This window comes from Actinoplanes awajinensis subsp. mycoplanecinus, assembly GCF_001509495.1.
GTDB lineage: Bacteria > Actinomycetota > Actinomycetes > Mycobacteriales > Micromonosporaceae > Actinoplanes > Actinoplanes palleronii.
The window spans coordinates 99,104-123,911 of sequence record NZ_LLZH01000037.1; the positions used below are offsets into that span (position 1 = coordinate 99,104).

Sequence of the window (24,808 nt, forward strand, 5' to 3'; positions counted from 1 at the left end):
GATCTGGACAGGAAATCGGTGTGTACGTTCGTACGCATGTTATGTACGCTCGTACACATAGGCTCACGAGCTTCGCCGAACCGCTAAGGACGACAATGACCTCGACCACCACCGCGCCGGGCGTGGTCCGTGCCGCCACCACGGCCACCTACGCCGCGTTCATCGGCTCGGGCTTCGCGTTCGCCAGCTGGGCCTCCCGGATCCCGCAGGTCCGTGACCGGCTCGAGCTCGACGCGTCCGCGCTCGGCCTGGTGCTGCTCGCGATCGCGGCCGGCTCCCTGCTGGCCCTGCCACTCTCCGGGCCGGTCGTCTCCCGGATCGGCTCGTCGCGCACCGTGATGGCGATGGCCGTGCTGCTCGGCGTCGGCCTGAGTGTCGCCGCGCTCGGCTCGCTCGCCGGTGTCGTCCCGGTGGTGATCGGCCTGTTCCTGCTCGGCTTCGCGAACGGCGCCTGGGACGTCGCGATGAACGTGCAGGGCACCGTGGTGGAACGCCACCTCGGCAAATCGATCATGTCCCGGTTCCACGCCGGGTTCAGCCTCGGCACGGTGGCCGGCGCGCTGGTCGGCGCCGTGATGGTCGCCGCGCACGTGTCGGTCGCCGTGCACCTGGTCATCGTCGCCGCGCTGGTGGTGACGGGTGTGGTGTGGCAGGCCCGGCGGTTCGTCGCCGACCACGACGAGTCCGAGCAGGGGGCGGCCGGCGAGTCCGCCGGTGGCAGCGCGCTGGACGCCTGGAAGGAGCCGCGCACGCTGCTGATCGGGCTGTTCGTGCTGGCCTTCGCGTTCACCGAGGGCGTCGGCAACGACTGGATCAGCGTCGCCGCGATCGACGGGCACCACGTCTCGCCTGCGCTCGGCACCCTGGCGTTCGCCGGGTTCCTGACCGCGATGACGATCGGCCGCTGGTTCGGTCCGGGACTTCTTGACCGGTACGGCCGGACCGCCGTCGTCCGCGTCCTCGCCGTGATCGGGATCGGCGGGGTGGCGCTGTTCGTGTTCGGGCCCTCGCCGGTCTACGCGTTCGCCGGCACGCTGCTCTGGGGCCTGGGCGCCTCGCTCGGCTTCCCGGTCGGGATGAGCGCCGGCGGTGACGACCCGCGCCGGGCCGCCGCCCGGGTGAGTGTGATCGCCTCGATCGGCTACTGCGCGTTCCTGGGCGGCCCGCCCGCGATCGGCTTCCTCGGCGACCGCGTCACCGTGCTGAAGGCGCTGATCGTGGTCGCCGCGCTGCTCGCGATGGCCGCCCTGATCGCCACGAGCGTCCGCCCCCTCCCCGGCTCGGCGCTCGGGGAGAGGGTCGAATCCTGAGCTACCTGTCCCGGCTCAGGGCAGGGTCTTCAGGATCTTCGCGGCGCCGGACTTGACGAGCTCGGTGAGCTCGGTGGTGTTCGTGGCGTTGCCACCCGTGGCGTAGTTCAGGTTGGTGAAGACGGCGAGCACGTCACCGTGGACGACCACCGCGGTCGAGGAGCTCCCCGCGGGTGTGGTCTTGCCCTTCTCCTGGACGGTGGTGAGGAAGCCGATCGAGGCGTCGCCGGCCTGCGGGGAGGCCCAGGCGGAGAAGGTCGTCTTGCCCTCTTCGCCGTTGATCACCGGGCACTTGGCCAGGATCGTCTGGTACTGCGCCACCACGGCGCGGGCAGCCGCGTTGCCGACGGCGGTGATCTGCTCGGCCAGGAACGGGCCGTCCTTGCCCTTGCGGAACGTGATGGCGGCGGATCCGCTCGACGCGGGTTCGGCGGTCGTCCCGGGGTCCTTGCACGGGTCGACCGCGGCGGCGGCGCGGCTCAGCGCGGCGGTCGTGGCGGCGGAGGCGGCCATGACCGTGCGGCTGGAGAAGAGGTACCCCGCCGGTGCCTCGCCTGCGGTGATCAGCGCCTGCTCCAGCTTCTCCAGGCTGGGCGGTGCGGCGACGGCGGGCGGTGCGGCGACAGCGGGTGGCGCGGCGACGGCGGGCGTCGCGGTGATGGTGGTGACGATCGCCGAAGTCAGTGCGATCGAGATGGTGGTAGCCAGACGTGATGTCATGTTTCGACGGTAAAGTCCGTTTTCCCGGATTTCCGGGAAAACCTGGACATAACCCTTATCGGACTACCGGCGCCCGGTGCGGTGACCCACCCCCGTGGCGGGTCACCGCACCGGGATCGGTCACTCCAGGATCAGCGGAGGCTCGCCGACCGGCGCGTAGGGCGCCCCGGGAGCCTTGCGGTACCCGCGCTCCGCGGCAGTCGCCGGGCGGCCGAACGCGAGCGGCCGCAGGATCCTCCCCAGCACGAGTCCGATCGGGATCGCCAGCAGGACCGCGATGGTGTCCTCGTCGGCGGCGTTGACCGCCGGGTTGGCGGCCAGCGCCGTGAACAGCGACCCGATCGGCAGGGCGATGGACATCAGCACCAGCGGGAGGACCATCACCGGCACGATGACCGCGCCGATCGCGAGCGCGCCCGGGTACCGCAGCCACTGCACCCGGACCTGCGGGCGCGGCGCGGCGAGCACCACGACGGCCAGCACCAGCAGTGCCACGAGCGCGAGCTCACCCCGGAGGCGGCCGTCGGACGGCTGCGGGTAGACGTGCCGCACCAGCCACGGCCCGGCCGCCGCGCCGATGACGACCGGGACCGCGACGATCGCGCGCAGCCGGCCGACCGAGCCGGCCGCGCGGACGGCGGCCAGGACGGCGACCACGGCCAGCAGGCAGCCGGTCGCGGCGCTGGCCGGATTGAGCAGCGGTTCGGTGTCCGTCGGCGACTCGTTCGCGGTGACCAGGCCGGACATCACCGCGGCGACGGCCGCGACGCTGAGCAGCACCTGCGGGCGGGGCACGGCCGGTACGCCGCTGGTGACCACGGTGGCGGCGAGCGCGGCCACCGCAGCGCCGGCCGCGAGGGCGACAGTGCCGGAGGTCGGGTCGATCCGGTCCAGGCCGATGTCCAGGGCGAGCCAGAACGTGCCGAACAGCAGCACCCCGCCGGTGGCCCGGCGCCCGCCGCGGACCGCGACGATCAGCACCATCACCAGCGCGAACAGCGCACCCCAGCGCGACTCCCGGGCCCAGTACGTGTTGTTCTCGCCGCTGGCGTCGACACCCATCGGCTCGCTCAGCGGCTGCAGCACGGTGACGCCCAGCGCCCAGACGACCGCCGCGGCGGCGGCCACCGGCGGCAGCAGGAACCGCCACCCCCAGGCCGGTCCGGGGGAGGCGGCCGGCTGAACCGCGGCCGGCCGGACCCCGGCCGGCTCGGTCACCGCTGGCGCGATCAACGGGGCGGACCAGCGCCGCACCGTGGCCTGACCGAAAACGACCGCGCACACCGTCCACGGCAGCAGGAACAGGGCTATCTCGACGATGCCGACGACCTGGTACATCCGCTGGTCCGGCACGTCACCGGCGAGCAGGATCAGGGCCGGCAGCGCCGCCGCGAACGGCACCCCGGCCCATGCCCGGGCACCCCGGCCGGCGCTTGCCGACCGTACGGTGAAAATCGTCAACGCGAACATCGCGGCGGTCCAGCACGCGGTGACCAGCAGCGTCAGGCCGAAGGTCTGGTAGGTCTCGGTGACCAGGAAGAACGGCAGCATCGGGGCCACCGGCAGGATCACCGTGGCGGCGACGCCGGTGCTGCCGGCCGGACCGGGGTCGGACGGTCCGCGCGCGGCCACCCACCGGCCGACGAGCACCGTGTAGACCGTCATCAGGGCGGCGGTCACCGTGCCGAGCAGCACGTCGTGCCGCAGCCAGCCGGCGTCGTCGGTGAAGTCGGCCTCGAAGACGCTGCCGGCCGCCATCCGCACGGCCATCGTGATGCCGAAGCCGAACGCGCCGGCCAGCAGCAGCCGGAACGCGGAGCGCAGCGTGGCGCCGGCCCGCATCCACTCGAACCGGCCGAACGGCGCGCCGCTCTCGTCGACGGTCATCGGGGTGGCCGCGAGACTCACCGCGAACGTCAGCCGCCGCCACGCCGTGCCGGGCCGCTGCTCCAGCGCGCTGAGCTCGGCCGCCCACTCGCGGGCCATGTCGTCGCGCAGGTCGGCCGGCCAGCGCCGGGCCGCGGCGCGCAGGCAGGCGGCGATCAGCCGGTTCAGGACGCCCATGTCGGCCTCGTCTTCGCGATCGGGTTGCCGGCGGCGTGCTGCGCGCGGCGGGCGGCGAGTTCGGTGCGGGCCGTCGCGGCGCCGTCCGGGGTGAACCGGTACCAGCGGCGGGCCGGTCGCTCGGCGATCACCGGGTCGACCTCCTCCCATTCCGCGGTGAGCCAGCCGGCTCGGTGCAGTCGCATCAGGATCGGATAGACGGTGCCGCTCGGGTAGCCGGTCGCCTGCATGATCTCGAGACCGTAGCGCTGGGTGCCCGGGTCGGCGAGGAACGCCTCCAGGACCCCGGCTACGGCAGCTGTCATACGTAGGGGTGACGCCATGGGCGTTACGCTACATAGCCCTAGCAAGTTTCGCTACATAGGGGTTCGGTCTTCGCTACACAGGGGTGCTCAGTGCGGAGCGGACCTGGGTGCGCAACCAGATGTGCCCGGGATCCGAGCCGTAGCGCTGGTGCCACGCGCAGACGATCGGCGCGTCCGGCAGGTCGATCGGCAGTGGCACGGTGACCAGCGCGAACGCGTCGATCAGCGGACGGCACATGGCCAGCGGCGCGGTCATCACACTGTCGCTGCGGCTGATCACGTTGGCCGCCGCGGCGCTGGTGCCGACCGCTGCGAGGACCCGCCGGCGCAGCCCGTGCGCGGCCAGAATCGCATCGACCGGATCCGCGAGCCGCCCCCGCCGCGAGACCAGCACATGCGTCTGACCGGCAAACCCTTCCAGATCAAGACCTTTCTGGTACGGATGACCGCGCCGCATCGCCACCACCAGGCGATCATGACCGACCGTCTCGGAGTGGAACTCCGGAGTCCCCGGCTCGTCCGCGCCGATCTCCAGGTCGACCCGGCCGAGCCGCAGGTCGTCGGTGTCCACGTCGCTCTCGGCCAGGAACCGCAGCCGGACGCCGGGTGCCTGCTCGGCGGCCGCCCGCAGCAACGGCGGCGCGAGCGAGGTGGCGACCGCGTCGTGGCAGCGCAGCGTGAACGTCCGCTCCAGCGTGGCCAGGTCGAGCTCCCGGCTCGGCGTCAGCACCTGCCGGGCCTGCCGCAGCAGGTCACCGACCTGGTCACGGACCCCCAGCGCGTACGGCGTGGGTGTCATCGTCCGGCCGGTGCGCACCAGGATGTCGTCGCCGGTCAGCCGGCGGATCCGGCCCAGGGTGCGGCTGATCGCGGGCGGGGAGAGGCGCAACCGGTCGGCGGCGCCGGTCACGCTGCCCTCCTCGAGCAGCGCGTCCAGCACGGTCAGCAGATTCAAGTCCAATTGCATGAAGGTAAATCATAGAGTAACCAGATTGCATTGGACTTCATCACCGGCCTGCGTGAGGCTTATGGCACGGCCCGATCGGGGCCGGACAATCCTGATTCTTGTGGAGTGATGAACCATGTCTGCAGAACTGCTCGCCGCCACCACCGCCGCGGTAAGGCTCGCCGGCGCGGCGCTGCTGGCCCGCTACTCCACCGGATCCCGCCCGGCCGGCGGCGTCGAGCTGATCGCCGCGATCCGCGCCAACGAGGTCGCCGTCACCGACGTGCTGCGCCCCGCGCTGGCGGCCGCCCTGCCCGGCGCGACCTGGGACGACGACGAGCACGGCACCGGGCCGATGCCGAGCGGTGACCGGTGGGTGATCGACCCGGTGGGTGGCAACGTCAACACCGTGCACGGGATGCCCGACTGGAACATCGGGGTGAGCCTGGTTCGCGACGGGCAGCCGCTGCTCGCCGTGGTGTATGCCCCGCTCGCCGATGAGCTGTTCACCGCGGTGGCGGGGGGTGGGGCTCGGCTCAACGACGTACCCATGCGGGTTTCTCAAAAGACGGACCTGGCCGCAGCGCTGGTCGGAACCGGTCAAGCGAAGCCGAGCCGGGAAGCGGCGGCCGCGCAGCGGACCGGCGCCTCGATCACCGCGATGCTGCAGGCGGCGCTGTACGTCCGCTTCTCCGTGCCGGTCACCCACCAGCTCGTCCAGGTGGCGGCCGGGCGGATGGACCTGCACTGGCAGTTCGACAACGTGCGCTCGCACATCGCCCCGCTGCTGATCGTGCGGGAGGCCGGCGGCGTGGTCACCCACCTGGACGGCAAGCCCTGGGAGATCGGCGGCGGCGCCTACCTGGCCGCCGCGCCGGGTCTGCACGCGGCCGCGCTCGCCGTGCTCGAGACGGCGGTCTGATCATGCGAGTAGCGGTGCTCGGCGCGACCGGCGCGGTCGGCAAACTGCTGGTGTCCACGGCTCTGGCCCGCGGCCTGGAGGTGACGGCCCTGGCCCGCGATCCCGCCCAGGTGCCGGACCGCCCAGGCTTACGCCGTCTCGCCGTCGACGTGCACGACCCGACATCGATCGCCGAGGCGGTCCAGGACTGCGACGTCCTCGTCTCCGGCCTCGGCGTCTCCGCCACCCGCCCCACAACCCCGCCCCCAGCCGACCCTGGCGGCCCCGCAGCCTCGGGCGCGGCCGCTCTCGGCGGTCCTACGGCCTCGGGCGCGGTGGAACTCGGCGGTCCTGCGGCCTCGGGTGCGGCCACTCTCGGGAGTCCTGCGTCGGCAATGGGGACGCTTGAGGCTGGGGCGGTGGCTGCGGTGGCTTCCGGAGTGCCGCGGATCATCTGGCTCGGCGCCTACGGGACCGGGCGGTCGGCCGAGCGGGCCGGCGGGGTGACCCGGGCGATCCTGCGCCTGGTCCTGGGCGCGGAAGTGCCCGACAAGGTAGCAGCGGACTCGGCGATCCTGGCCGCCGGCGGCACGGTGTTCCACGCCGGCCCGCTGGCTCCCGGCCCGCCCGCCCACCGGACGGTGGCCCTCGACGCCGTGCCCCGCCGGGTCTTCCCGAGCCGGATCAGCCGCGCCGCAGTGGCAGCCGCCATGCTCGACGAGGCGGTGACCCCCCGCTTCCCCGCCCAATCCGTCGTCGTCCTCGCCAGCTGAAGTCCCCGGCTGGTCCTGGGGGGTGCCTCGAGGCCCGTGAGGCACCCCCCAGGACCAGCCGGTCGGCCGGGAGGTGCGGTCGGTTCCGGGTGTCGGCTGGTTGTCGGGGGTGTCTCGGAGGTCGGGAGGGACCCCTGAGGACCAGCCAACCTCCGAGAGTTGACCGCGGTCCCCGCCGAGCGCGCCGAAAGTCCCCACGGTTTGGTGGTTTGGGCGTTGGGTGGGGAGTTTGGGTGCGGAGGGCGCCGAAAGTCCCCACGCTTTGGTGGTTTGCGTGTTGGGTGGGGACTTTTGGTGCGGAGTGGACCGAAAGTCGCCACGCTTCGGGGTCAGCGGGTGGAGTGTTTTTGCCAGATCAGGCGGACGGCGGGGAGGACCTCCGAGACGGCGGGGATGCCGGGGCCTGGTTCGCGGACGCCGACGGTGAGGGCGGGCGCGGAACGTTCGAGGGAGCCGGCCATCCGGTCGATGTCGGTGATGATCGAGCCGGTGAGCACCAGCACGCCGGTGTCGTCGATCTCGGTGCGGACCTTGCGCAGGGTGCGCTGCCGCGAGTCGCGCAGGGTCTCCAGGCGGTCGTGCAGGTTCCCGGCGTCGCGGGTGGCGTCGTCCCGCGGGTCGGCGACCAGCGCGGCGTGTGCGGCGAACGCGTCCGACGCGGCGGTCAGGACCTGGCCGATCTGCTCCGGTACGCCGGGCGCGTGCGGGGTCGCGGACGCGTCGAACATCGACCGGGCCACCGAGTTGACCTGGTGCACGCCGTGTTCGAGCGCGCGGACGGTCTGCTGCAGCGGCGTCACCCGGGTCACCGGGGTGGTCAGCGACCAGCGGGCCTGCCGGAGCAGGTCGTCGACGGCGGTGACCGCCTCGTCCAGGTCGTCGCCGAGGTCGCGGGAGCGGGCCAGCCACTGCGCGGACTGTTCCTGGGCGTAGCCGTCGCGGGCGCCGGCGCCGAGGTGGCCGAGCAGGCCGGCGATCCCGGTGGAGAGCTGCGCGAGCTGCCAGCGGGCCCGTTCCAGCGGGGTCATGCCACCGACCAGCGGGGACAGGATCACGCCGACGACGATGCCGAGGGCGGTCGCCGCGATCCGCTCCCACACGAACGTCTCGGTGACGGCGCTGCCGGCGACCAGGATGCCCAGCGAGGTCAGCGGCACGGTCACCGAGCTGTCACCCAGGCGCAGCAGCCGGCCGGCGGCCAGCCCACACCCGGTGATCACCGCGATCGTCCACGGGGTGAGGCCGAACGTGCCCCACACGGCGACCGTGATGGCGATCCCCGCAAGCGTGCCGACCAGGCGTTTCGCGCCCTCGCGGACCGAGGCGTGCGAGCTCATCTGCACCGACAGGGTCGCCGAGACGGCCGCTGTCACCGGTCCGGCCAGCTGCAGCGTCCCGGCCGCGGACCAGGCGATTCCGGCGGCGACCGCGGTCACCAGCGCCGACCTGGCGACCGCCGGGTCGAGGCGGCTGCCGCAGAGGCGGGCGCATTGTCGTACCCAAGCGGGAAGATGCGGTCGCAACCGGGCGCGGACCGCAAGCGAGGCAGCGGCCACGGCCGGGCGGACCTTGCGGCGCAGCAGTGTCGCCGTGAGCGCGCAGAAGAGCAGGCTCGCGGCGACGACGGTGATCGGGTTCAGGTGCGGGTGGAACGAGGAGAGCAAAGCGGCGGCCTTCGGTGTCGCGGGCGGTTTTCGCTTCAAAAACTATCGCCGCGCCATCGGCATATCGGGCATTTGCCGGGATTGTGACGGGCGTCGCGCCCGGACGAGGTCACGCCCAGGTGATCGCGTTGCCGGTCTCGATCGACGCGGCGCAGAGCCGGCGCAGCGCTCCGATCAGGTGGGCGAAATCGGTCGCGGAGCGAGGGCGGCTTGCGACGGCGAGGTGCTCGGCGGGAGGTGATCCGAGCGGCGTCATCGCGATGACCGCCCGCTGCTCGCCCGCGGTGAGTTCGACATCCCCACCGGTCAGCACCCGCTGGGTGAAGCGGGTCGCCCGGAACAGGGTGCGTGGCGGATCGACGACGAAGAAGCCGTCCGGGTCGACACCGGCCCGGTGGTCCGGGTCCAGCATGAACACGCCGTGGTAGGCGGCGACGTATTTCATCACCACCCGCCCGGTCGCCTCGTCGACGAGCACGGTCTCGTCCGTCGCGCCGGCGGTCCGCTCGAAGCGGTCGAGCTCGGCCAGGATCGGCGCGGCTCGCTCGGGGGAGGTGTCGCCGCCGCCGTTGGCGTCCGGCAGCTCGGCGCGCAAGGTGGGAAAGTTCCCCCCGAGGGCCTGCTGGAACAGCCGCAGCCCGGACCAGTTGGACACCCGCTCGTCGGCGAGGTTCATGCCGGGGTGCGGGCAGGCGTCGGTCTTCCAGCCGCTGAACGCGTGGTGCGCGGCCGCGTTCCCGGAATAGGGCAGCTGCAGCACGAGGACCCCGCCGTCGAGGACGACCGGCCCGGCCGGTGGCACCACGAGGCCGTCCTGCCAGCAGCGGCAGTGCACCCATGCGTCAAGACCCATGCCGGAACGCTACGTCAGGCGCCGGTCGGATCGGGCAGGCCGTAGCGGGCGTTCAGCACCTGCATCGCGGCGCCGGCGGCGATCGCGTCGGTGCCCAGGCCGGTCAGCGCGACCTCGACGGTGAGCCAGTCGGCCCGCGGGACCTCGGTGCGCACCGCCCGCTCGACCGCCGAGCGGTAGATCTCGCCGTGCCGCAGCAGGTCCGCACCGGCCAGCACGATGTGTCCGAGGTCGAGGGTCTGCAGCAGGTTGACCACGCCGGTGCCGAGCACGGCGGCCGCCGCGGCCGGGTCGGCGGCCCGGTCGTGCACCGCTTCCAGACAGCCGCGCCGGCCGCAGACGCACAGTGGACCGTCGAGCTGGACCACGGTGTGCCCGAACTCACCGGCGTTGGTGTGCGTGCCGCGGTGCACCGCGCCGCCGAGCCACAGCCCGGCGCCCAGACCGGATTCGACCATGATGAGGGCGGCGTCGCGGAACCCGGCGCCGCGCCGCCACGCCTCGGCGGTCACCGCGGCGGTCACGTCCTTGTCGACCAGGACCGGCAGTCCGAGCCGCTTCCCGGCGAGGTCGGCCAGGGGTACGTCGTGCCAGTGCCGCAGCCGGTGCGCGCCCCGGACCGTACCGGTGGCCTGGTCGAGCGGACCGATCATGCCGATGCCGACCCCGGTCAGCTCACGGCCCTGTGCCAGCGCGGTCACCCCGGCGCCGAGCCCGGCCAGCAGCTCGTCCGGAGTGAAGTCGGCGGGCAGCGGGGTGGTCGCCGAGGCGCGCACGGCACCCGCCAGGTCGGTCAGCACCAGGCGCAGCGCCTTGCGGCTGACATGCGCACCGATCGCCCAACGACTTTCCGGTACGAGCCGGTACACCGCCGCGGGCTTGCCGAGCGCACCCCGGCGCACCCCGGCCGGGGCGATCAGCCCGCCCTCGACCAGTCGCGTGAGGACCTTGGACACCGCTTGCGGGGTCAGCCCGGTCACCTCGGCGACCGTGCCGCGCTCGATCGTCGGCTGAGCCCGGGCCAGGGCGATCACCAGCGCCTCGTGGTAGTCCCGCAGGTAAGCCAGGTGCACAGGCTCACACTACTACTAACGCAACAGCGTTGCTAAAGTCCGCGGCATGAGTTCCGACAAGACAGGGCGGTGGCCGGCACTGCTGGCGCTGGCCTTCGGCGCGGTCGCGATCGGCCTGACCGAGTTCGTACCCGCCGGGCTGCTCCCGCAGATCGCCCAGGGGCTGCTCGGCGACGACTATGCCCGTTCCCAGTCCGACGCGCTGGCCCACGCCGGCTGGATGATCACCGCGTACGCGTTGGGTGTGGTCGTCGGCGCACCCACGATCGCCGCGCTGACCGCCCGCCTGCCCCGCAAACGCCTGGTCCTCGGGCTCCTGGTGCTGTTCGTGATCGGCACCGTCGCGTCGGCGATCGCACCGACGTTCGGCACCGTGATGGCCGCGCGGTTCGTGGCCGGGCTGCCGCACGGCGCGTATTTCGGCGCCGCCGGGCTGCTCGCCGCCAAGCTGATGGGGCCGGGCAGCGAGGGGCGCGGGTTCGCGGTCGTGCTCAGCGGGCTGACCGCGTCCAACGTCGTCGGCGTACCCCTGATCACCGTCCTCGGACAGCAGACCAGCTGGCGGATCGCCTACCTGGTGATCGCCGGGGTCTTCCTGCTCGCGCTGCTCGCCGTGGCGCTCGTGGTGCCGGACGCGCCCGCCGCCGGCGGCTCACCCGCCGACGAGCTGCGCGCCCTGCGCCAGCCGCAGGTGTGGCTGGTCGCGGTGACCGCCGCGGTCGGTTTCGCCGGGTTCTTCGCCGCCAACAGCTACATCGCCCCGGTCACCACCGAGGTGGCCGGCCTGTCCACCGGCGCGGTCTCCTGGGTGCTGGTCGCGGTCGGTCTCGGCATGACCGTCGGCAACGCCTGGGGCGGCTGGTACGCCGACCGCAACCTGCGCGGCGCCACCCTCTCCGGCTTCGCCGCGATGATCGTCGGCCTGGTCTTCTTCGCCCTCGCGTCGGGCACCGCGGTCGGCCTGTTCCTCGGCGCGTTCCTGATCGGCGCGACGAGCCTGTCGCTCGGCCCGGCCCTGCAGTCCCGGCTGATCGCGGTCGCTCCGGGCGCGCAGCTGATGGGCGCGGCGGTCAACCAGTCCGCGATGAACCTGGCCAACAGCCTGGGCGCGGCCCTGGGCAGCGTGGTGATCGCCGCGGGGCTCGGTTATCGGGCGCCGGCCTGGGCTGGGGTGGGTCTGGGCGTGATCGGGTTGGCGCTGGCGGCGACGAGTTTCGCCCTGGACCGCCGATCGGCACCGGAGGCGGTGCCGGCGCCGGCCCGGTGACCGCGTTCGCCCGGTGACCGCTCCACCCCGGAGGGGTGCCACCGGGCCGTGCCGGGCGCTGCGTGCGGCTCCGGCGGCGATCCTCGGCCAGAATGGCTTCGTATGAGCCTCAGCTTCACACACGAGACGCTGCCGCAGCGCGTGGTCTTCCTCCCGGACGCGAACCAGCGCGTCGCCGAAGAGGTGGCGCGGCTCGGCGCGCGTCCAATGGTGATCGGCACCAAGGCCGACGCGGTGCTGCCGGACGCCCCGCACTACCGCGACGTCGTCATGCACGTGCCGGTCGAGGTCGCCGAACGGGCCCGCGGGTTCGCCGTCGAGAACGACGCCGACGTGCTGGTCAGCGTCGGGGGCGGGTCGGCGACCGGGCTGGCCAAGGCGGTCGCGCTGACCACCGGGCTGCCGATCGTCGCGGTGCCGACCACCTATGCCGGCTCCGAGGCCACGAACGTGTGGGGCCTGACCAAGAACGGTCGCAAGACCACCGGCGTCGACGAGCGGGTGCTGCCCCGCACGGTCGTCTACGACGCGAACCGCACCCTGTCGCTGCCGGTGGACCTGAGCGTCGCGTCCGGCCTCAACGCCCTCGCCCACTGCGTCGACTCGATGTGGGCGCCCCGCACCGACCCGATCAACCAGGCGCTCGCCCTCGAGGGCGTCCGCGCACTGTCCGCCGGGCTTCCGCAGGTCGTCGCGGCTCCGGAGGGCATCGAGGGGCGAGAACAGACTTTGTACGGGGCGTACCTGGCCGCTGTCGCGTTCGCCTCGGCCGGCTCGGGACTGCACCACAAGATCTGCCACGTGCTCGGCGGGATGTTCAACCTGCCGCACGCGCAGACGCACGCGGTCGTCCTGCCGTACGTTCTGGTGTTGAATGGTCCCGCGGTGCCGGAAAGCGAACGTCGCCTGAACGACGCCTTCGGCCCGGAGGGCCTGCACGGCCTGCGCGAACGGGTCGGCGCGCCACGGGCCCTGCGTGATTACGGCCTGCGCGAGGCCGACATCCCGGCCGCTGCCGCCGCGATTCTGGCGGTCGTGCCGGAGAGCAATCCGGTCCCGGTCACCACCGAGATTCTCACTGACCTGCTGCACCGCGCGTGGGCGGGGGAGGAGCCGAAATGAGTTCGGAACAGGCCGGCCGCGAACAGCAGTTGACCGACCGGGTGGTGGCATCGTTCGACGCCACTGCGGATCCGCGCCTGAAAGAGGTGATGGGCGCGCTCACCCGGCACCTGCACGCGTTCGTCCGCGAGGTCCGGCTGACCGAGGCGGAATGGCAGCAGGCGATCGCCTTCCTGACCGCGACCGGGCACATCACCGACGAGCGCCGGCAGGAGTTCATCCTGCTCTCCGACGTGCTGGGCGCGTCGATGCAGACCGTGACGGTGAACAACCAGGCGTACGAGAATGCCACCGAGGCGACCGTTGTCGGGCCGTTCTTCGTCGAAGGGTCGCCGCTGATTCCATTGGGCGGCGACATCTCCGGCGGGGCGCCGGGGGAGCCGTGCTGGGTGGAGGGCACGGTCACCGACACGCGGGGTGCGCCGATTCCGAACGCCCGGATCGAGGTGTGGGAGGCCGACGACGACGGCCTTTACGACGTGCAGTACGGCGACGATCGGGTGGCGGCGCGAGGCCATTTCTTCACCGATGCCGAGGGCGCGTACCGATTCTGGGCGATCGTGCCGACGCCGTATCCGATCCCGCACGACGGCCCGGTGGGCCGTTTGCTCGCGGCGACCGGCCGGTCGCCCATGCGGGCGTCCCATTTACATTTCCTGGTCGAGGCGGCCGGTTCGCGCACTCTCGTCACCCATATTTTTGTACGAGGTGACGAGCTGCTGGACCGCGACAGCGTGTTCGGCGTGCGCGATTCCCTGGTGAAGGACTTCGAGGCGCAGCCGCCCGGCACGCCCACGCCGGACGGCCGCGACCTCGGCGATCATCGGTGGACCCGGGTCCGCTTCGACATCGTGCTGGCCCCGGAGGTCTGATCAGCGCCAGCGCTCGGCGGGGGCGGTCACGTAGGTCCGGAAGACGTGGTCCCAGGGGATCACGGCCAGCGGGATGACGACCCAGAGGATCTCGGTGGTGGACGCCCAGGTGTCCGCGTCCAGGTTGTGGTCCAGCCACAGCGGGAGCGCGTCGGTGCCGAGCCAGATCAGCTTCCAGGCCACCTCGAACAGCAGGATCGGCAGCAGCCGGAGCGGGTACCGCAGGCCGAGCAGGGCGAAGACCGACATCGCCACCAGCATGCAGGTGACGACGCTGGTCATGAACGGCCACGGCGTCTCGTGGTGGAGGAGCTCGGGCCACTTGAAGGCGACCAGGCCGCCGCCGACGATCAGGTACCCGAGCCGCAGCAGGTAGAGCCGCCACAGCGGCAGTTCGGCACGCGGGGGAGAGCTGATCGGCGTTGCGGTTGTCATGTCCACCACGCTAGGCAGGACGCGGGGCGTGGGCATCAGTGCTGGTACTGAGTCGGTACGGAAACCGGCCCCGGGTACCTTCGGATCATGACCAAGCCCGGCAACCTGCCTGCTGAGGTGTCGAGTTTCGTCGGCCGGGGCGCCGAGCTGGCGGAGGCCCGGCGCAAGCTGACCGGCGCTCGTCTGGTCAGCCTGGTCGGGCCGGGTGGGGTGGGCAAGACCCGGCTCGCGGTCCGGATCGCCACCGACCTCGGTGCCGGGTTCCGCGGGGGCGCCTGGCTGGTGGAGCTGGCCAACGTACGCGACCCGGCACTGGTCGGCACGGCGGTGATGGCCGCCCTCGATCTGCGGGACCAGACCGCGGCTGATCCGGCGGCGCTGCTGCGGTCGTACCTGCGGGAGCGGGAACTGCTGCTCGTGGTGGACAACTGCGAGCACCTGCTGGACGCGGCGGCGCGGCTGGTCGATGACGTGCTCCGGGCCGCACCCGGGGTACGTGTGGTCGCGACCAGCCGGGAGCCGCTGTCCGTGGCGGGGGAGCATGTGCTGCCGGTGGCGCCGTTGGAGCTTCCCCCGTCGTACGCTGACCTGCTTGAACGGACCGCAACCAACGACGCGGTCCGGTTGTTCGTCGATCGTGCCGCCGCGGCGGCCGGGCAGTTCACGCTGACCGCGTCGAACCAGGCCGCGGTGGTGGAGGTGTGCCGGCGGCTGGACGGGCTGCCGCTCGCCATCGAGCTGGCGGCGGTGCGGACCCGGACCCTGAGCCCGGAGCAGATCCGGGACCGGCTGAGCGACCGGTTCCACCTGCTGACCGGGGGCAGCCGGGCGGCGCTGCCCCGGCACCAGACGCTGCACACCGCGATCGAGTGGAGCTACCAGCTGCTGACGCCGGCCGAGCAGACGATGCTGATGCGGCTGGGCGTGTTCGCCGGTCGGTTCACGCTCGACGACCTGGAAGCCGTCGGCGGCTCGGCCGAGGCGCTGGACCTGCTCTCCTCGCTGCTCGACAAGTCGCTGCTGGGCAGGGACGAGGCGGGCTACCGGTTGCCCGAGACCATGCGGGCGTACGCCTGGGGCAAGCTGCGGGAGTCCGGTGACGCGGACAGCATGGAGCTGCGTTGCGCCGACTACTACCTGTCCCGGATCCAGCAGTTCGCCGCGGCCGGCCGGTCGCGCCTGCTCCCGTCGCTGGTCTGGTTCGACCTGGAGATCGACAACATCCGGGCGGTGCTGCGGGGGTGCCTCGACCGTGGGGACTTCGCCCGTGCGGCCGGGATGGCGACGTCGCTGGTCTGGTACTGGATCACCCGGGCGACGACCGAGGGCGCGCGCTGGCTCGACGAGGTGCTGGCCGGGCCGGTCGGTAATCCGTGGACGTGTTTCGCGCGCGGCTTCCTGGGTGTGGTTCAGAACGATCCGGAGGCGGCGAGCCGTGCGCTCGATCGCGGGGTGACCGTGGCTCGGGCGGCCGGGATGCCGGACGTGCTGGCGCAGCTCCTGGCCATGGCGTCGATCGCGGCGACCATGCGCGGTGACTCCGCTGCGGGGATCCGTCTCCTCGACGAGGCGCGGGCCGTGGCCGGTCCACTGGACGACGTGGGGGCGACGCTCATGACGTACCAGGCGCGGGCGCTAAACGGCCTGGTCGTCGGGGACCTCGCGGCGGTCACGGCGGCGGCTGCCGAGGGCGCGCGGCTCAGCCGGGAGGCGGGTGACCTCTACAGCCTCGGGATGATGCTGATGAACCAGGGGTATGCCGCGCTCGGGTCGGGTGCACCGCGGGAGGCCGAGGAGCTGCTCACCGAGGGTCTGCGGATCGCTGATCAGGTCGACGACCGGGTGGCGCAGTGTTATCTGGTCGGGGCGCTCGGGTGCTGCGCCGCGGCCGGTGGGCAGCCACGCCGGGCCGCGGAGCTGCTCGGCGCGATGGCGACCCTGCGTGACGAGATCGGGGCGACTGATCATCCGGGCATGGCAGTGGCGCTGGCTTCGGCCACCCGGTCGGCCAGGGAGGCGCTCGGTGCGGAGCCGTTCGAGGCGGCCGGCGAGGCGGGCCGGCGCCTGGACCGGGCGGCTGCGGTGCGGCTGGCGCTGCGAACGCCCACGGCCGCGCCGGTGGTCGCCTCGGATCCGGGGGTCCTCAGCCGGCGTGAGCTCGACGTCGCGCGGCTCGTGCCTGAGGGTTTGAGCAACAAGGAGATCGGCGCCCGGCTGTTCATCTCGGAGCGCACGGTCGAGAGCCACGTCCGCAACATCCTGACCAAGCTCGGCTTCACCACCCGGACCCAGGTCGCCAGCTGGATGGCGACCCAGGACCACTGACCGGCCGGTTGGATTGACCGACACCTGGTCCCATGTAAAGATGCCTCATGACTAGCCTCGGTTCGAGTGGGTCAAGGGGCGGTGGTTGGTGTGAGCGAGGCCTTGGCATGGCAGGCTTGGGAGAGCAGCCGAGAGGTGAGGCGACCCATGGGCATGGAACTGCTGGACCACCCAGAACCGTGGACCGAGGGCGAGTACTTCGCGTTGGGCGAGACCCTGAGCCGGGTCGAGTTAGTCGACGGGAGCCTCTGGGTGAGCCCCTCGCCGACTAAGCGTCATCAGCGCATCGTGAAACGGCTTATAAAATTGCTCGATGACCTGGCCGAGAACGCCGGGCTCGTGTTGGTCCAAGATGCCAATCTTCGGTTGGCCAGTGGGCGCATCCTGGAACCGGATCTTGTTATTGCCGATACCGATGACGACGACCTGATGGTCGAGGCCAGCGAGGCCAAGCTGGTCATCGAGGTGGTCTCACCGAGCAATGCCGGCACGGATCGACTGCTCAAACCCCAGCTGTACGCCGCTGCCGGCATCGGTTGGTACCTGCGCGTGGAGCAGCCCGAGGGCTCGCTGGAACTGCACCTGCAGAAGCTGGCCGGCGACCACTACGTCCCCTTCGCCGTCGCGACTCCCGGCCAGATCCTCACTGCGGAAGAGCCGTTCCCGTTCCAGATAGACGTGGCAGCGCTGAGCGCCGCGCGGCGAAAACCACGCGGCGCCCCCGACACCTCAGCTCACTGATACGGCAGGGTCACCGTCGACAGTGCGCCCAGCGACACCGTGCTCGCCCCCGAGCCGATAGCGCTCCACACCTCCACCTTGACCGTCCCGTTCGCCAGGTTCCCGAACGCCCCGGTCGTCGTGACCTGGCCGACCGCGTCGGTGTACTTCTCCCACCCGGTCACCGGGTCGGTGGCGAAATACCGGAACGTCTCCACCCGGTCGAAACTCCCGTCCCCGGTCAGGTCGTAGGAGACCCGCACCTGGCTGGCATTGCCCACCGACGTCCCGGAGTCCACCGACAGGCTGAACGCCGTCGCCGCGCCGGACCGGTACGCCAACGTCAGCCCGCTCGCCGTGAACGTCGTCGGCGAGTGCGGCTGGTTGTCGTTGCTGCCGGACGCCTTGACCACCGTCGCGGTCCCGGCCGTGCCCGCCGCCCCGGCGAGCGCCCCACCACTCTGCAGGTACCGCACCGCGCCACCACCGGTAGGCGGGGTGGAGGTAGTGGGACTGGTGGAAGGTGAAGGCGTGGGGGAGGACGGGCTGACCCCACCCCCGACAGCGTTCCCGCCCGTCCAGTTCACCGCCCCACTGGCCACCGTCTTACCGGCCGGCAGCGCCAGCACCTTCCCGTCCGAGAACGTCACGGTGAGAGCAGCGTTGGTGATGTTCGCCGCCACGTACGTCTTGGCGCCGTTCTTGGTGAACACCCGGGCCAGCGGATGGTTGGCGGTGACCGTCAGATCGCTCGTGCCGAGCGCGGCGTTGTTCCGGATCCAGTGGAACGTGTGCGCCTTCGTCTCGCCCTCCTCGGGCGTGTAGCCGCTGTTCGCCCGGAACTTGGCCAGCGCCGCGTCCCCGTCACCGAGCGCCAGGTACTGCCACGCGATGTCCTGCCAGATCGCCGGCTCGTGCCCGGCGTTCGTGACCATCTCGGCGTAGTTGCGCTTCACGTACGCCGGATCGTTGCCCAGATAGAAGTGCCCGCCGGTGATCGGCAGCATGTTGATGCCCTGGATCTGCTCGGGCGCCGACGCGAACCAGGTCGAGTACGCGCCGCCGTCGCCCCAGACCATGCCGACCGTGCCGTGGCCGAACGCGGCCGGGAAGTTCTCGTTGCGGGTGTCGAACCAGTACTCGTTGATCGCGGCCGACTGGGTGGTCCAGATGAAGATGCCGGCGTCGCGGATCGCGGTGTTGCCGGTCGCCTGGCCCCACTGGATCAGGCCGTTGGCGAAGTTCATCCCCTCCGACGAGGACTCCTGGTTGTTGCCGGCGAAGAACGCGCCGTGCCCGGCCGCCCAGTCGTGCCCGGCGTAGATGTCGAAGTCCCGCAGGTACGGGAACCGGTTGTCGGCCCGGTCGTAGTTGTTCGCGTCCCGGATCAGCAGGTCCACCATGCCGCCGTAGCGGGCGTTGGTCGCCCAGGACGGGTCGAACTTGGCGAGCGTGGCGGCGGCCGCGATGTAGTAGCCGTAGTGGAAGTGGTGGTCGTTGAGCTCGGCGTCCGAACCGTACGACGCGGGGTAGCCGATCAGCGTGCCCCAGTTCTTGTCGTAGTAGAACAGCTTCTGGCTCTTGCCCGCCGAGGCGGTGAACCAGTCGGTGAGCTGGGTGCGGATCGCCGCCAGCGCGGTGTCCCGCACGTCGGTCCGGCCGAGCTGGTCGGCGATCTCGGCGATCCGCGCGCCGGTGCCGAGCGCCTTGCCGGTCCAGTACGTGTCGGTGTTCTGCACGTTCACCGGGTTGTCCTTGACCTGGTCCAGGTACCCGTTGAGGGTGGCCAGGTCGGCGCCGCTGCTGTCGGCCACCGCGGGCACCTCGGGAAGCACCCCGTTGTAGACCGCCGAGGTGGTGAACGACGACGCGCCGACCAGGTTCTTCATCGTGCCGCGGGCGGTCACGTAGGTCTGCGCGATCGGGGTCGCTCCGGTCAAGGCCCGCCACTGGTGCGGGTACAGACCGATGACGGTCCCGGTGCCAGACCCCTCCCTCGCGGTCGTCGTATAGGTATAGGTGGTCGCGACCTTGCTGGTGTTCTGATCGTACGAGTACGACACGCGCGTTCCGGTCACGTGGTTGTGCGCGTACGTCCCGTAGCTCGTGGCCAGCGCGGTCTTGTCCGCGACGCTGGTCGACGGCGTGGTGGGCAGCACGGCGATGGAGAAGTAACCCTTGCCCGCCAGCGTCGAGGTGATCACGTTGCCGCTGACCGTCCAGCTCGCCCCGGCCGGCGCGTACGCCACGTAGTCCTTGCCGGCGACCGAGTACCCGATCCGCGCCCCGCTGTTCGACCAGATCGTCGGCGTGCTCTTCGCGGTGATCTGCGCGTTCCCGCCGGTGACCTGGAAGTACGCGAACGGCAGCCCGTGCCCGATGGTGGCCTTCATGGTCCGCGTGCCGTCACTCCAGTACGGCGTGACGGTCCAGTCGGTCCAGGAGTCCACCAGGGTCCGCGGCGCGTTCAGCCCGGCCACCCCGGCGGTGAAATCCTCCTGGTAGATGTAGTGGTATTCACCGACGCCAGTGGCCGTGCCGCTGATCTGCGGCGTGGTGTTGTAGGAGAAACCGAGCCCGCCCGCGGTGGTGTCGTAACTCGTCGGGTGCGCGTGCAGGTTCTCGCTGTAGGCGCAGTCGAATTTCTTGTAGACCAGCGACGACCACCAGTCATTCGTCGGCACCGGCCCGGCGGGCGCATTCGCTGTCATGAATTGCCGGGGATTCGTGGACAGGTCGCCGCAGCCCGACGGCAGGGCCGCTCCGGCCGGCAGTGTCTCGGCGTAACTGCCGGCACCGACCGTTGCGGCGTCCGCCGTGCCGCTGAGCGCCACCGCGCCCAGCCCGGCCACGACCGCGGTGGCCACCATCAGTGCGAGGGCCGGGCCTCTTCTCGTACGTCGGGCGACAGGGCCCATCACGCCTCCACTGCATTCGAGAGGGGGAGTCGCCTGTGAGAGCGCTCTCTAGTGCATGGGACTGTAAGTGTGGCCAGTGGATGTCGTCAATGTTTCCAAGTTATTGACGCGGTTATCCGCGATCAGGGCTTTCGCACGGTCCGCTGCATGAAGCGCTCGATCCGCCCGTCCTCCACGGCCCTGATCCAGAGCTCGGTCACCCGCGGATCCGGCGGCGCGTCGGCCACCCCGGCACGCAGCTGCGCCTTGGTCAGCCGGAACGTGTCCGGCGGGATCTCGGCCAGCCGCCGGGCCCGCGCGACCGCGGCCTTCAACGGCCCGATCTCATCGACGTGGCCGGCCTCGAGAGCCTCCTGCGGAGCGAGTGTCGTGCCGGTCAGCACCGCCCGGCGCGCGTCTTTCGTGCCCAGTGCGTGTCCGAGAATGTTCAACGCGACGGGCGGGAACGGCACCCCGACCAGCACCTCGGTCACCCCGAGCGTGCCGCCGCTCATCACCCGCTCGTCGCAGGCCGCCGCGAGGATCGCCCCACCCGCGATGGCATGCCCGTTGATCGCCGCGACGGTCGGCTTCCCGATGCCGAAGACGGCGGCGAACGCGGCCTCGAGCGCCGGCAGGAACTGCCGGACGTAGTCGGCGCCACCGTCGAGGATCTTCCAGAGGTCCACGCCGGCCGAGAACGCCCGCTCACTTCCGGTCAGCACGACGGCCGGCACACCTCCGCGATCGAGCTCGTCGAAGGTCCCGCTGATCGCCCGCAACAGATCAAGATCAAGTGCATTGACCTTCCCGTACGCCATCCGCACGACCGCGACACCGTCCCGATCCTCGACATCGATCACGAGAGCCCCCTGGCTTGTCCGGCCGGTCCGCCGCGACCGGGCGGAATGGCGATGAACCCGCACTCATATCGTTCCTCGTCGAACTCTCCGCCACCAGTCGCCGTTTCTGGCACGGCGACAACCACCCCGGCCGTCGAGCCGACCAGGCGCATGTGCCGCCCCGTGGGTGGGCGGTGAGAATCCGCGATGCCGGATTGCGTGCGTCAACCGCCCGCCCCGGGGCGGTGAACGCACGCACAACGCGACCGCGTGCCGCTACCGCCCTCGACCCCGACCCAGCGCGGACTCCCGCCGCCCTGTCGTTGCCGATCGCGGACTTCCGCCGCCCCCTCGATGTAGATCGCGGATTTCTGCCGCCCCGCCATTGCCGATCGCGGATTTCTGCCGCCCCGTCGGTGCCGAGCGCGGATTTCTGCCGCCCTGGGTTGCGGGCCGCCAGCGCGATCAACGTGGGTTGGGCGGCTCGGGGGCCGGCCCGGGCGGCTCGGCGCTGGTGCGGTCCGGACATGACGACGGCACGCGCGCCGGCTCTGGGCGGCGAGCGTGCCGTCGGGTCAGGGGAGGGTCAGCGGCCGAAAGCGAAGCGGCTCTTCTTCTTCGGCTTGCCGAAGCCCTGCAGAGTGTCCGCACCCTTGCGGAGCAGGCCGGAGGCCTTGCTGGGGCCGCGCCGCGCCTCCATGGAGGCGCTGAGCTTGCGGGCGCCCGCCGCGGCCAGCGGCACGGCGACAGCCATGATGACGAATCGTCGGATCAGGTTCGGGATCATGGGGGTTCTCCTCTGGTCCGGCGCGGGTTGCGTCACCTACATACCCGACCCCTTCCATGTCAACCATCGGCGCTGGTGGGACGATCAGCGGGTGACGCTTGACGTGCAGCGGGAGCAGATCCTGTCCGGCCGGATGTACAACGACCTCACCGACGAGCTGGTGCAGGCCAGGCAGCAGACGGTGCTGCTGAGCACCGAGTACAACGCCAGCTTCGGGCAGCCGCAGGAGCAGCGCGAGGCGATCCTGCGCCGGCTGCTGAAATCGGTCGGGCGCGACTGCCATTTCGAGCCGACGTTCCGATGTGAATTCGGCTTCAACATCAGTGTCGGTGACTTCTTCTACGCGAATTTCGACTGCGTGATGCTCGACGGCGGCGGCATCACCATCGGTGACCACGTGCTGTTCGGCCCGCGGGTCGGCATCTACACCTCGAACCACGCGATCGACGCCGCCGAGCGGGCAGCCGGTGCGTGCTACGCGAAACCGGTCACCATCGGCGACAACGTCTGGGTCGGCGGCGGCGTCACGATCAACCCGGGCGTCAGCATCGGCGCCGGTTCGATCATCGGTTCGGGCAGCGTGGTGACCCGCTCGGTGCCGTCCGGGGTGATCGCCGTGGGCACGCCGGCCCGGGTGCTGCGGGAGATCACCGACGCCGACAAGACCGACTACCGCCCCTGATCCGACCGCTGCCGGGCCATCCACTGCCAGATGTGGGTGCTGTTGACGGCTGGATCGTTGCGGGCCACGTAGATCCAGGACCAGTGGCCGGGGAACTGGTGGCCGTTCCAGATCACGTGGTCGTAGAGGGTGGCCAGCGAGCGCGGGATGAGGTCGTGGGCGTGCTCGGTGTTGGCGACCGGGTCGACGGTGTCGTCGTCGCGGGAGGCGACCAGCCAGGTCGGCGTGCTGATCCGGGTCAGCTGGGCGTCCGGGATCAGGGATTGGACCACGCCGCAGATCGGCACGGACGCGGCGAACAGCGACGGGTAGACCGTGGTCATCTTCAGGCTCATGTAACCGCCGTTGCTGCACCCGGCCACGTAGATCCGGTCCGGGTCGATCGGGTGCTTGCGGGCCACCTCCCGGATCACCTCGAGGATCTGCGGTGCGAAGCGGTCGCCGTCCTCGATCCAGTACGACGTGCTCTGCGGGGCGACCACGTACGCGCCGGAGAAGATCCGCTGGGCGGCCGGGGTGGCGAAGCCGAGCGCACCACGGTTGGCGCGCAGCGTCGTCTCGTTGTCGTAGTAGCCGTCCGGCAGGGACGCGCCCTCGCCACCGCCGTGCAGCCACACCACCAGCGGGCGGGGGCCGTGCGCGGTGGGGGAGTAGAGCCGGTACTTCAGCCCCGAACGGGAGGCGTGGTGGCCGAACGCGTCCACCTCCGGGTTGCGCAGCCGCCCCTGGACGAAGCGCGTGATCGTGACCGGTGCGCCGTGCCGGCGGACGAGCGGGGTGTGCTGGATGATCGTGTAGACCAGATCGAGCCGCACGTTGCGGCCGCGGCTCGCGATGTAGCCGAGCGTGCCGCCACCGAGCTGTCCCTCGGCGTGGCTGAGCTCGAGGACGATGTCGCCGTGCCGGTCGAGGCGGGCGGCCGTGACCTCGCGCTCCAGGTCGTACTCGGAGAAGATCTGATCGCCAGGAGCGATCGGAAGCGGACTGGTGGCCTTGGCGTGCACGGTGAACGTGCCGGTGGTGACGCTGCTCGCGGCGATCGGCCCGAGCCTGCCGGTGTCGAGCGTGACCGAGGTGACCTGCTCGCCACCGTCGAGAGTCTCCGCGTCGAGCGTGAACCGGACCGCGGTGGCGGGATGCGCGGCGGCGGCATCCGCGGCGGCGGCATCCGCGGCGGCGGGCAGCGCCAGGCCGACGGCGGCGCCGGCACTGCCGGCCAGGACGGTGCGACGGCTGATGGACATCGTCATGAGAGCTCCCCGTCCCGAAGAAAGAGAACGACACTCGTCGATGCACAGCAACCTATCGCGCCGTTAACACGCCCGCAACATCGATGAACGCCGACCCCTGAGAGTCCCCGGCTGGTCCTGAGGGGTGTCTCAACATGCCGGAGGCGCCCCTCAGGGCCAGCCGGCGACCCGGGGGCGCGCTGCGGTCCGGGGTGGGTGCGGTCTGGCGGCAGGTCAGGTCAGGAACAGCACCACCGCGACGGTGGCCGCGAAGACCACGATGGTCCAGCGCAGCACCTCGGACGGCAGCCGCCGGGCGATCCGCGCGCCGACGAAGCCGCCGACGATGGTGGCCGGTGCCAGTACCGCGACCACCGCCCAGTTGACCGGGCCGAACGCGCTGTAGAGCAGCACCGTGGTGGCGCCGACCACCGCCGAGAAGACGTTCTTGAGGGCGCTGATCCGGCGCAGCGGCTCGTCGAGGACCAGGGCCAGCGCGGCGATCAGCAGCACGCCCATGGCCGCGTTGAAGTAGCCGCCGTAGAGGCCGCAGAGGAACACCGCGAGCGGGGTCAGCAGCGCGGCCTTGCGCGGCGAGTTGTCCTTGGGGTGGCCGGCCAGCGCCCGCAGCCGGTTCTGGAACGCCATCATCAGCGCCGTCCCGAGCAGCAGGAACGGCACCACCACGTCGAAGACCGAGCGCGGCGTGAACAGCAGCAGCGCGCTTCCGCACAGCGTGCCGGCGATCACGGTCGGGATGATGCGCAGGATCCGGCGGCCCTGGCCGACCAGGTCGGGGCGGCTGCCGACCGCGCTGGCCGCGTAGCCCGGCGCGACCGACAGGGCGTTGCTGACGTTCGCGGCCACCCCGGGCAGGCCGAGCCCGACCAGCAGCGGGAAGGTGATCAACGAGCCGCCGCCGGCGATGGCGTTCACCGTGCCGGCCAGCAGGCCGCCGCCGAACAGCAGGAAGACCTCGCCGGGAGTCATGTGCGGCCACTGCCTTCCGTCGATCGGGCGG

22 protein-coding genes are annotated in these 24,808 nt (G+C 71.5%); 9 read left to right on the forward strand and 13 right to left on the reverse strand.

Annotated elements, in window-relative coordinates:
• Positions 1 to 95: 95 nt before the first annotated feature.
• The gene (locus ADL15_RS08305; protein ID WP_067686549.1) at positions 96 to 1,310 is read left to right on the forward strand and encodes an MFS transporter; all 1,215 of its coding nucleotides are present in this window, start codon (positions 96 to 98) and stop codon (positions 1,308 to 1,310) included.
• Positions 1,311 to 1,325: 15 nt separating this feature from the next.
• Here the strand turns inward: ADL15_RS08305 and ADL15_RS08310 are convergent, their stop codons facing one another.
• The 4 genes from ADL15_RS08310 to ADL15_RS08325 all read right to left on the reverse strand — a co-directional run bounded on the left by ADL15_RS08310 (position 1,326) and on the right by ADL15_RS08325 (position 5,366).
• Positions 1,326 to 2,030 (reverse strand): hypothetical protein, encoded by a 705-nt coding sequence (locus ADL15_RS08310; protein ID WP_067686552.1) that lies wholly within the window; start codon positions 2,028 to 2,030, stop codon positions 1,326 to 1,328.
• Positions 2,031 to 2,150: 120 nt separating this feature from the next.
• Positions 2,151 to 4,094 carry a hypothetical protein gene (locus tag ADL15_RS08315; protein ID WP_067686554.1) on the reverse strand — a complete coding sequence of 648 codons (1,944 nt, stop codon included), beginning with the start codon at positions 4,092 to 4,094 and terminating at the stop codon, positions 2,151 to 2,153.
• Positions 4,082 to 4,399, reverse strand: a complete 318-nt coding sequence (locus ADL15_RS08320) for a PadR family transcriptional regulator (RefSeq protein WP_232343959.1) — start codon at positions 4,397 to 4,399, stop codon at positions 4,082 to 4,084. Before ADL15_RS08320 ends, ADL15_RS08315 begins: the two co-directional genes overlap by 13 nt.
• Before the next feature lie 73 nt (positions 4,400 to 4,472).
• Positions 4,473 to 5,366, reverse strand: a complete 894-nt coding sequence (locus ADL15_RS08325; protein ID WP_067686564.1) for a LysR family transcriptional regulator — start codon at positions 5,364 to 5,366, stop codon at positions 4,473 to 4,475.
• A 115-nt stretch (positions 5,367 to 5,481) separates the two neighbouring features.
• Between ADL15_RS08325 and ADL15_RS08330 the strand changes: the two genes are divergently transcribed.
• Entirely contained in the window at positions 5,482 to 6,267 is a 786-nt protein-coding gene (locus ADL15_RS08330; protein WP_067686569.1) for an inositol monophosphatase family protein, read from the forward strand.
• A gap of 2 nt (positions 6,268 to 6,269) precedes the next feature.
• Positions 6,270 to 7,019, forward strand: a complete 750-nt coding sequence (locus tag ADL15_RS08335) for an NAD(P)-dependent oxidoreductase (RefSeq protein ID WP_067686575.1) — start codon at positions 6,270 to 6,272, stop codon at positions 7,017 to 7,019.
• A gap of 329 nt (positions 7,020 to 7,348) precedes the next feature.
• Here the strand turns inward: ADL15_RS08335 and ADL15_RS08340 are convergent, their stop codons facing one another.
• The 3 genes from ADL15_RS08340 to ADL15_RS08350 form a co-directional block, all read right to left on the reverse strand.
• The gene (locus ADL15_RS08340; RefSeq protein WP_232343960.1) at positions 7,349 to 8,722 is read right to left on the reverse strand and encodes an FUSC family protein; all 1,374 of its coding nucleotides are present in this window, start codon (positions 8,720 to 8,722) and stop codon (positions 7,349 to 7,351) included.
• Between the two features lie 70 nt (positions 8,723 to 8,792).
• Positions 8,793 to 9,536: a hypothetical protein gene (locus tag ADL15_RS08345; protein WP_067686585.1), complete on the reverse strand. Its 744-nt coding sequence runs from the start codon at positions 9,534 to 9,536 to the stop codon at positions 8,793 to 8,795.
• 14 nt (positions 9,537 to 9,550) lie between these two features.
• Entirely contained in the window at positions 9,551 to 10,609 is a 1,059-nt protein-coding gene (locus tag ADL15_RS08350) for an ROK family transcriptional regulator (protein ID WP_067686592.1), read from the reverse strand.
• Positions 10,610 to 10,655: 46 nt separating this feature from the next.
• On the opposite strand from ADL15_RS08350, the gene ADL15_RS08355 reads away from it, so the two are divergent.
• The 3 genes from ADL15_RS08355 to ADL15_RS08365 all read left to right on the forward strand — a co-directional run bounded on the left by ADL15_RS08355 (position 10,656) and on the right by ADL15_RS08365 (position 13,870).
• Complete coding sequence (locus tag ADL15_RS08355; RefSeq protein WP_067686597.1) at positions 10,656 to 11,876, forward strand: MFS transporter; 1,221 nt, start codon at positions 10,656 to 10,658, stop codon at positions 11,874 to 11,876.
• A 102-nt stretch (positions 11,877 to 11,978) separates the two neighbouring features.
• The gene (locus tag ADL15_RS08360) at positions 11,979 to 12,998 is read left to right on the forward strand and encodes a maleylacetate reductase (protein WP_067686599.1); all 1,020 of its coding nucleotides are present in this window, start codon (positions 11,979 to 11,981) and stop codon (positions 12,996 to 12,998) included.
• Positions 12,995 to 13,870: an intradiol ring-cleavage dioxygenase gene (locus ADL15_RS08365; RefSeq protein ID WP_067686601.1), complete on the forward strand. Its 876-nt coding sequence runs from the start codon at positions 12,995 to 12,997 to the stop codon at positions 13,868 to 13,870. The genes ADL15_RS08360 and ADL15_RS08365 overlap by 4 nt, the downstream gene beginning before the upstream one ends.
• On the opposite strand, the gene ADL15_RS08370 is transcribed toward ADL15_RS08365, so the two are convergent.
• Positions 13,871 to 14,305 (reverse strand): hypothetical protein, encoded by a 435-nt coding sequence (locus ADL15_RS08370; protein WP_067686762.1) that lies wholly within the window; start codon positions 14,303 to 14,305, stop codon positions 13,871 to 13,873.
• A gap of 87 nt (positions 14,306 to 14,392) precedes the next feature.
• Here ADL15_RS08370 and ADL15_RS56385 point away from each other — a divergent pair, with 87 nt between their 5' ends.
• A complete protein-coding gene (locus tag ADL15_RS56385) occupies positions 14,393 to 16,630 on the forward strand; it encodes a LuxR C-terminal-related transcriptional regulator (RefSeq protein ID WP_067686604.1) in 2,238 nt (745 codons plus the stop codon).
• A gap of 147 nt (positions 16,631 to 16,777) precedes the next feature.
• Complete coding sequence (locus tag ADL15_RS08380; protein ID WP_067686607.1) at positions 16,778 to 17,371, forward strand: Uma2 family endonuclease; 594 nt, start codon at positions 16,778 to 16,780, stop codon at positions 17,369 to 17,371.
• On the opposite strand, the gene ADL15_RS08385 is transcribed toward ADL15_RS08380, so the two are convergent.
• The 3 genes from ADL15_RS08385 to ADL15_RS08395 all read right to left on the reverse strand — a co-directional run bounded on the left by ADL15_RS08385 (position 17,365) and on the right by ADL15_RS08395 (position 21,876).
• Positions 17,365 to 20,268 (reverse strand): glycosyl hydrolase, encoded by a 2,904-nt coding sequence (locus ADL15_RS08385; RefSeq protein ID WP_067686610.1) that lies wholly within the window; start codon positions 20,266 to 20,268, stop codon positions 17,365 to 17,367. The genes ADL15_RS08380 and ADL15_RS08385 overlap by 7 nt on opposite strands.
• Positions 20,269 to 20,390: 122 nt before the next feature.
• A complete protein-coding gene (locus ADL15_RS08390; RefSeq protein ID WP_067686613.1) occupies positions 20,391 to 21,110 on the reverse strand; it encodes an enoyl-CoA hydratase/isomerase family protein in 720 nt (239 codons plus the stop codon).
• Positions 21,111 to 21,675: 565 nt separating this feature from the next.
• Positions 21,676 to 21,876, reverse strand: a complete 201-nt coding sequence (locus ADL15_RS08395) for a hypothetical protein (RefSeq protein ID WP_067686616.1) — start codon at positions 21,874 to 21,876, stop codon at positions 21,676 to 21,678.
• Between the two features lie 91 nt (positions 21,877 to 21,967).
• On the opposite strand from ADL15_RS08395, the gene ADL15_RS08400 reads away from it, so the two are divergent.
• Positions 21,968 to 22,558, forward strand: coding sequence for a sugar O-acetyltransferase (locus ADL15_RS08400; protein WP_067686620.1), 591 nt, complete (start codon positions 21,968 to 21,970; stop codon positions 22,556 to 22,558).
• Here the strand turns inward: ADL15_RS08400 and ADL15_RS08405 are convergent.
• Together ADL15_RS08405 and ADL15_RS08410 are read right to left on the reverse strand one after the other, a co-directional pair.
• The gene (locus ADL15_RS08405; RefSeq protein WP_067686623.1) at positions 22,546 to 23,808 is read right to left on the reverse strand and encodes a carboxylesterase family protein; all 1,263 of its coding nucleotides are present in this window, start codon (positions 23,806 to 23,808) and stop codon (positions 22,546 to 22,548) included. The two genes, ADL15_RS08400 and ADL15_RS08405, sit on opposite strands and share 13 nt — an antisense overlap.
• A gap of 213 nt (positions 23,809 to 24,021) precedes the next feature.
• Entirely contained in the window at positions 24,022 to 24,777 is a 756-nt protein-coding gene (locus tag ADL15_RS08410; RefSeq protein WP_067686634.1) for a sulfite exporter TauE/SafE family protein, read from the reverse strand.
• Positions 24,778 to 24,808: the final 31 nt, after the last annotated feature.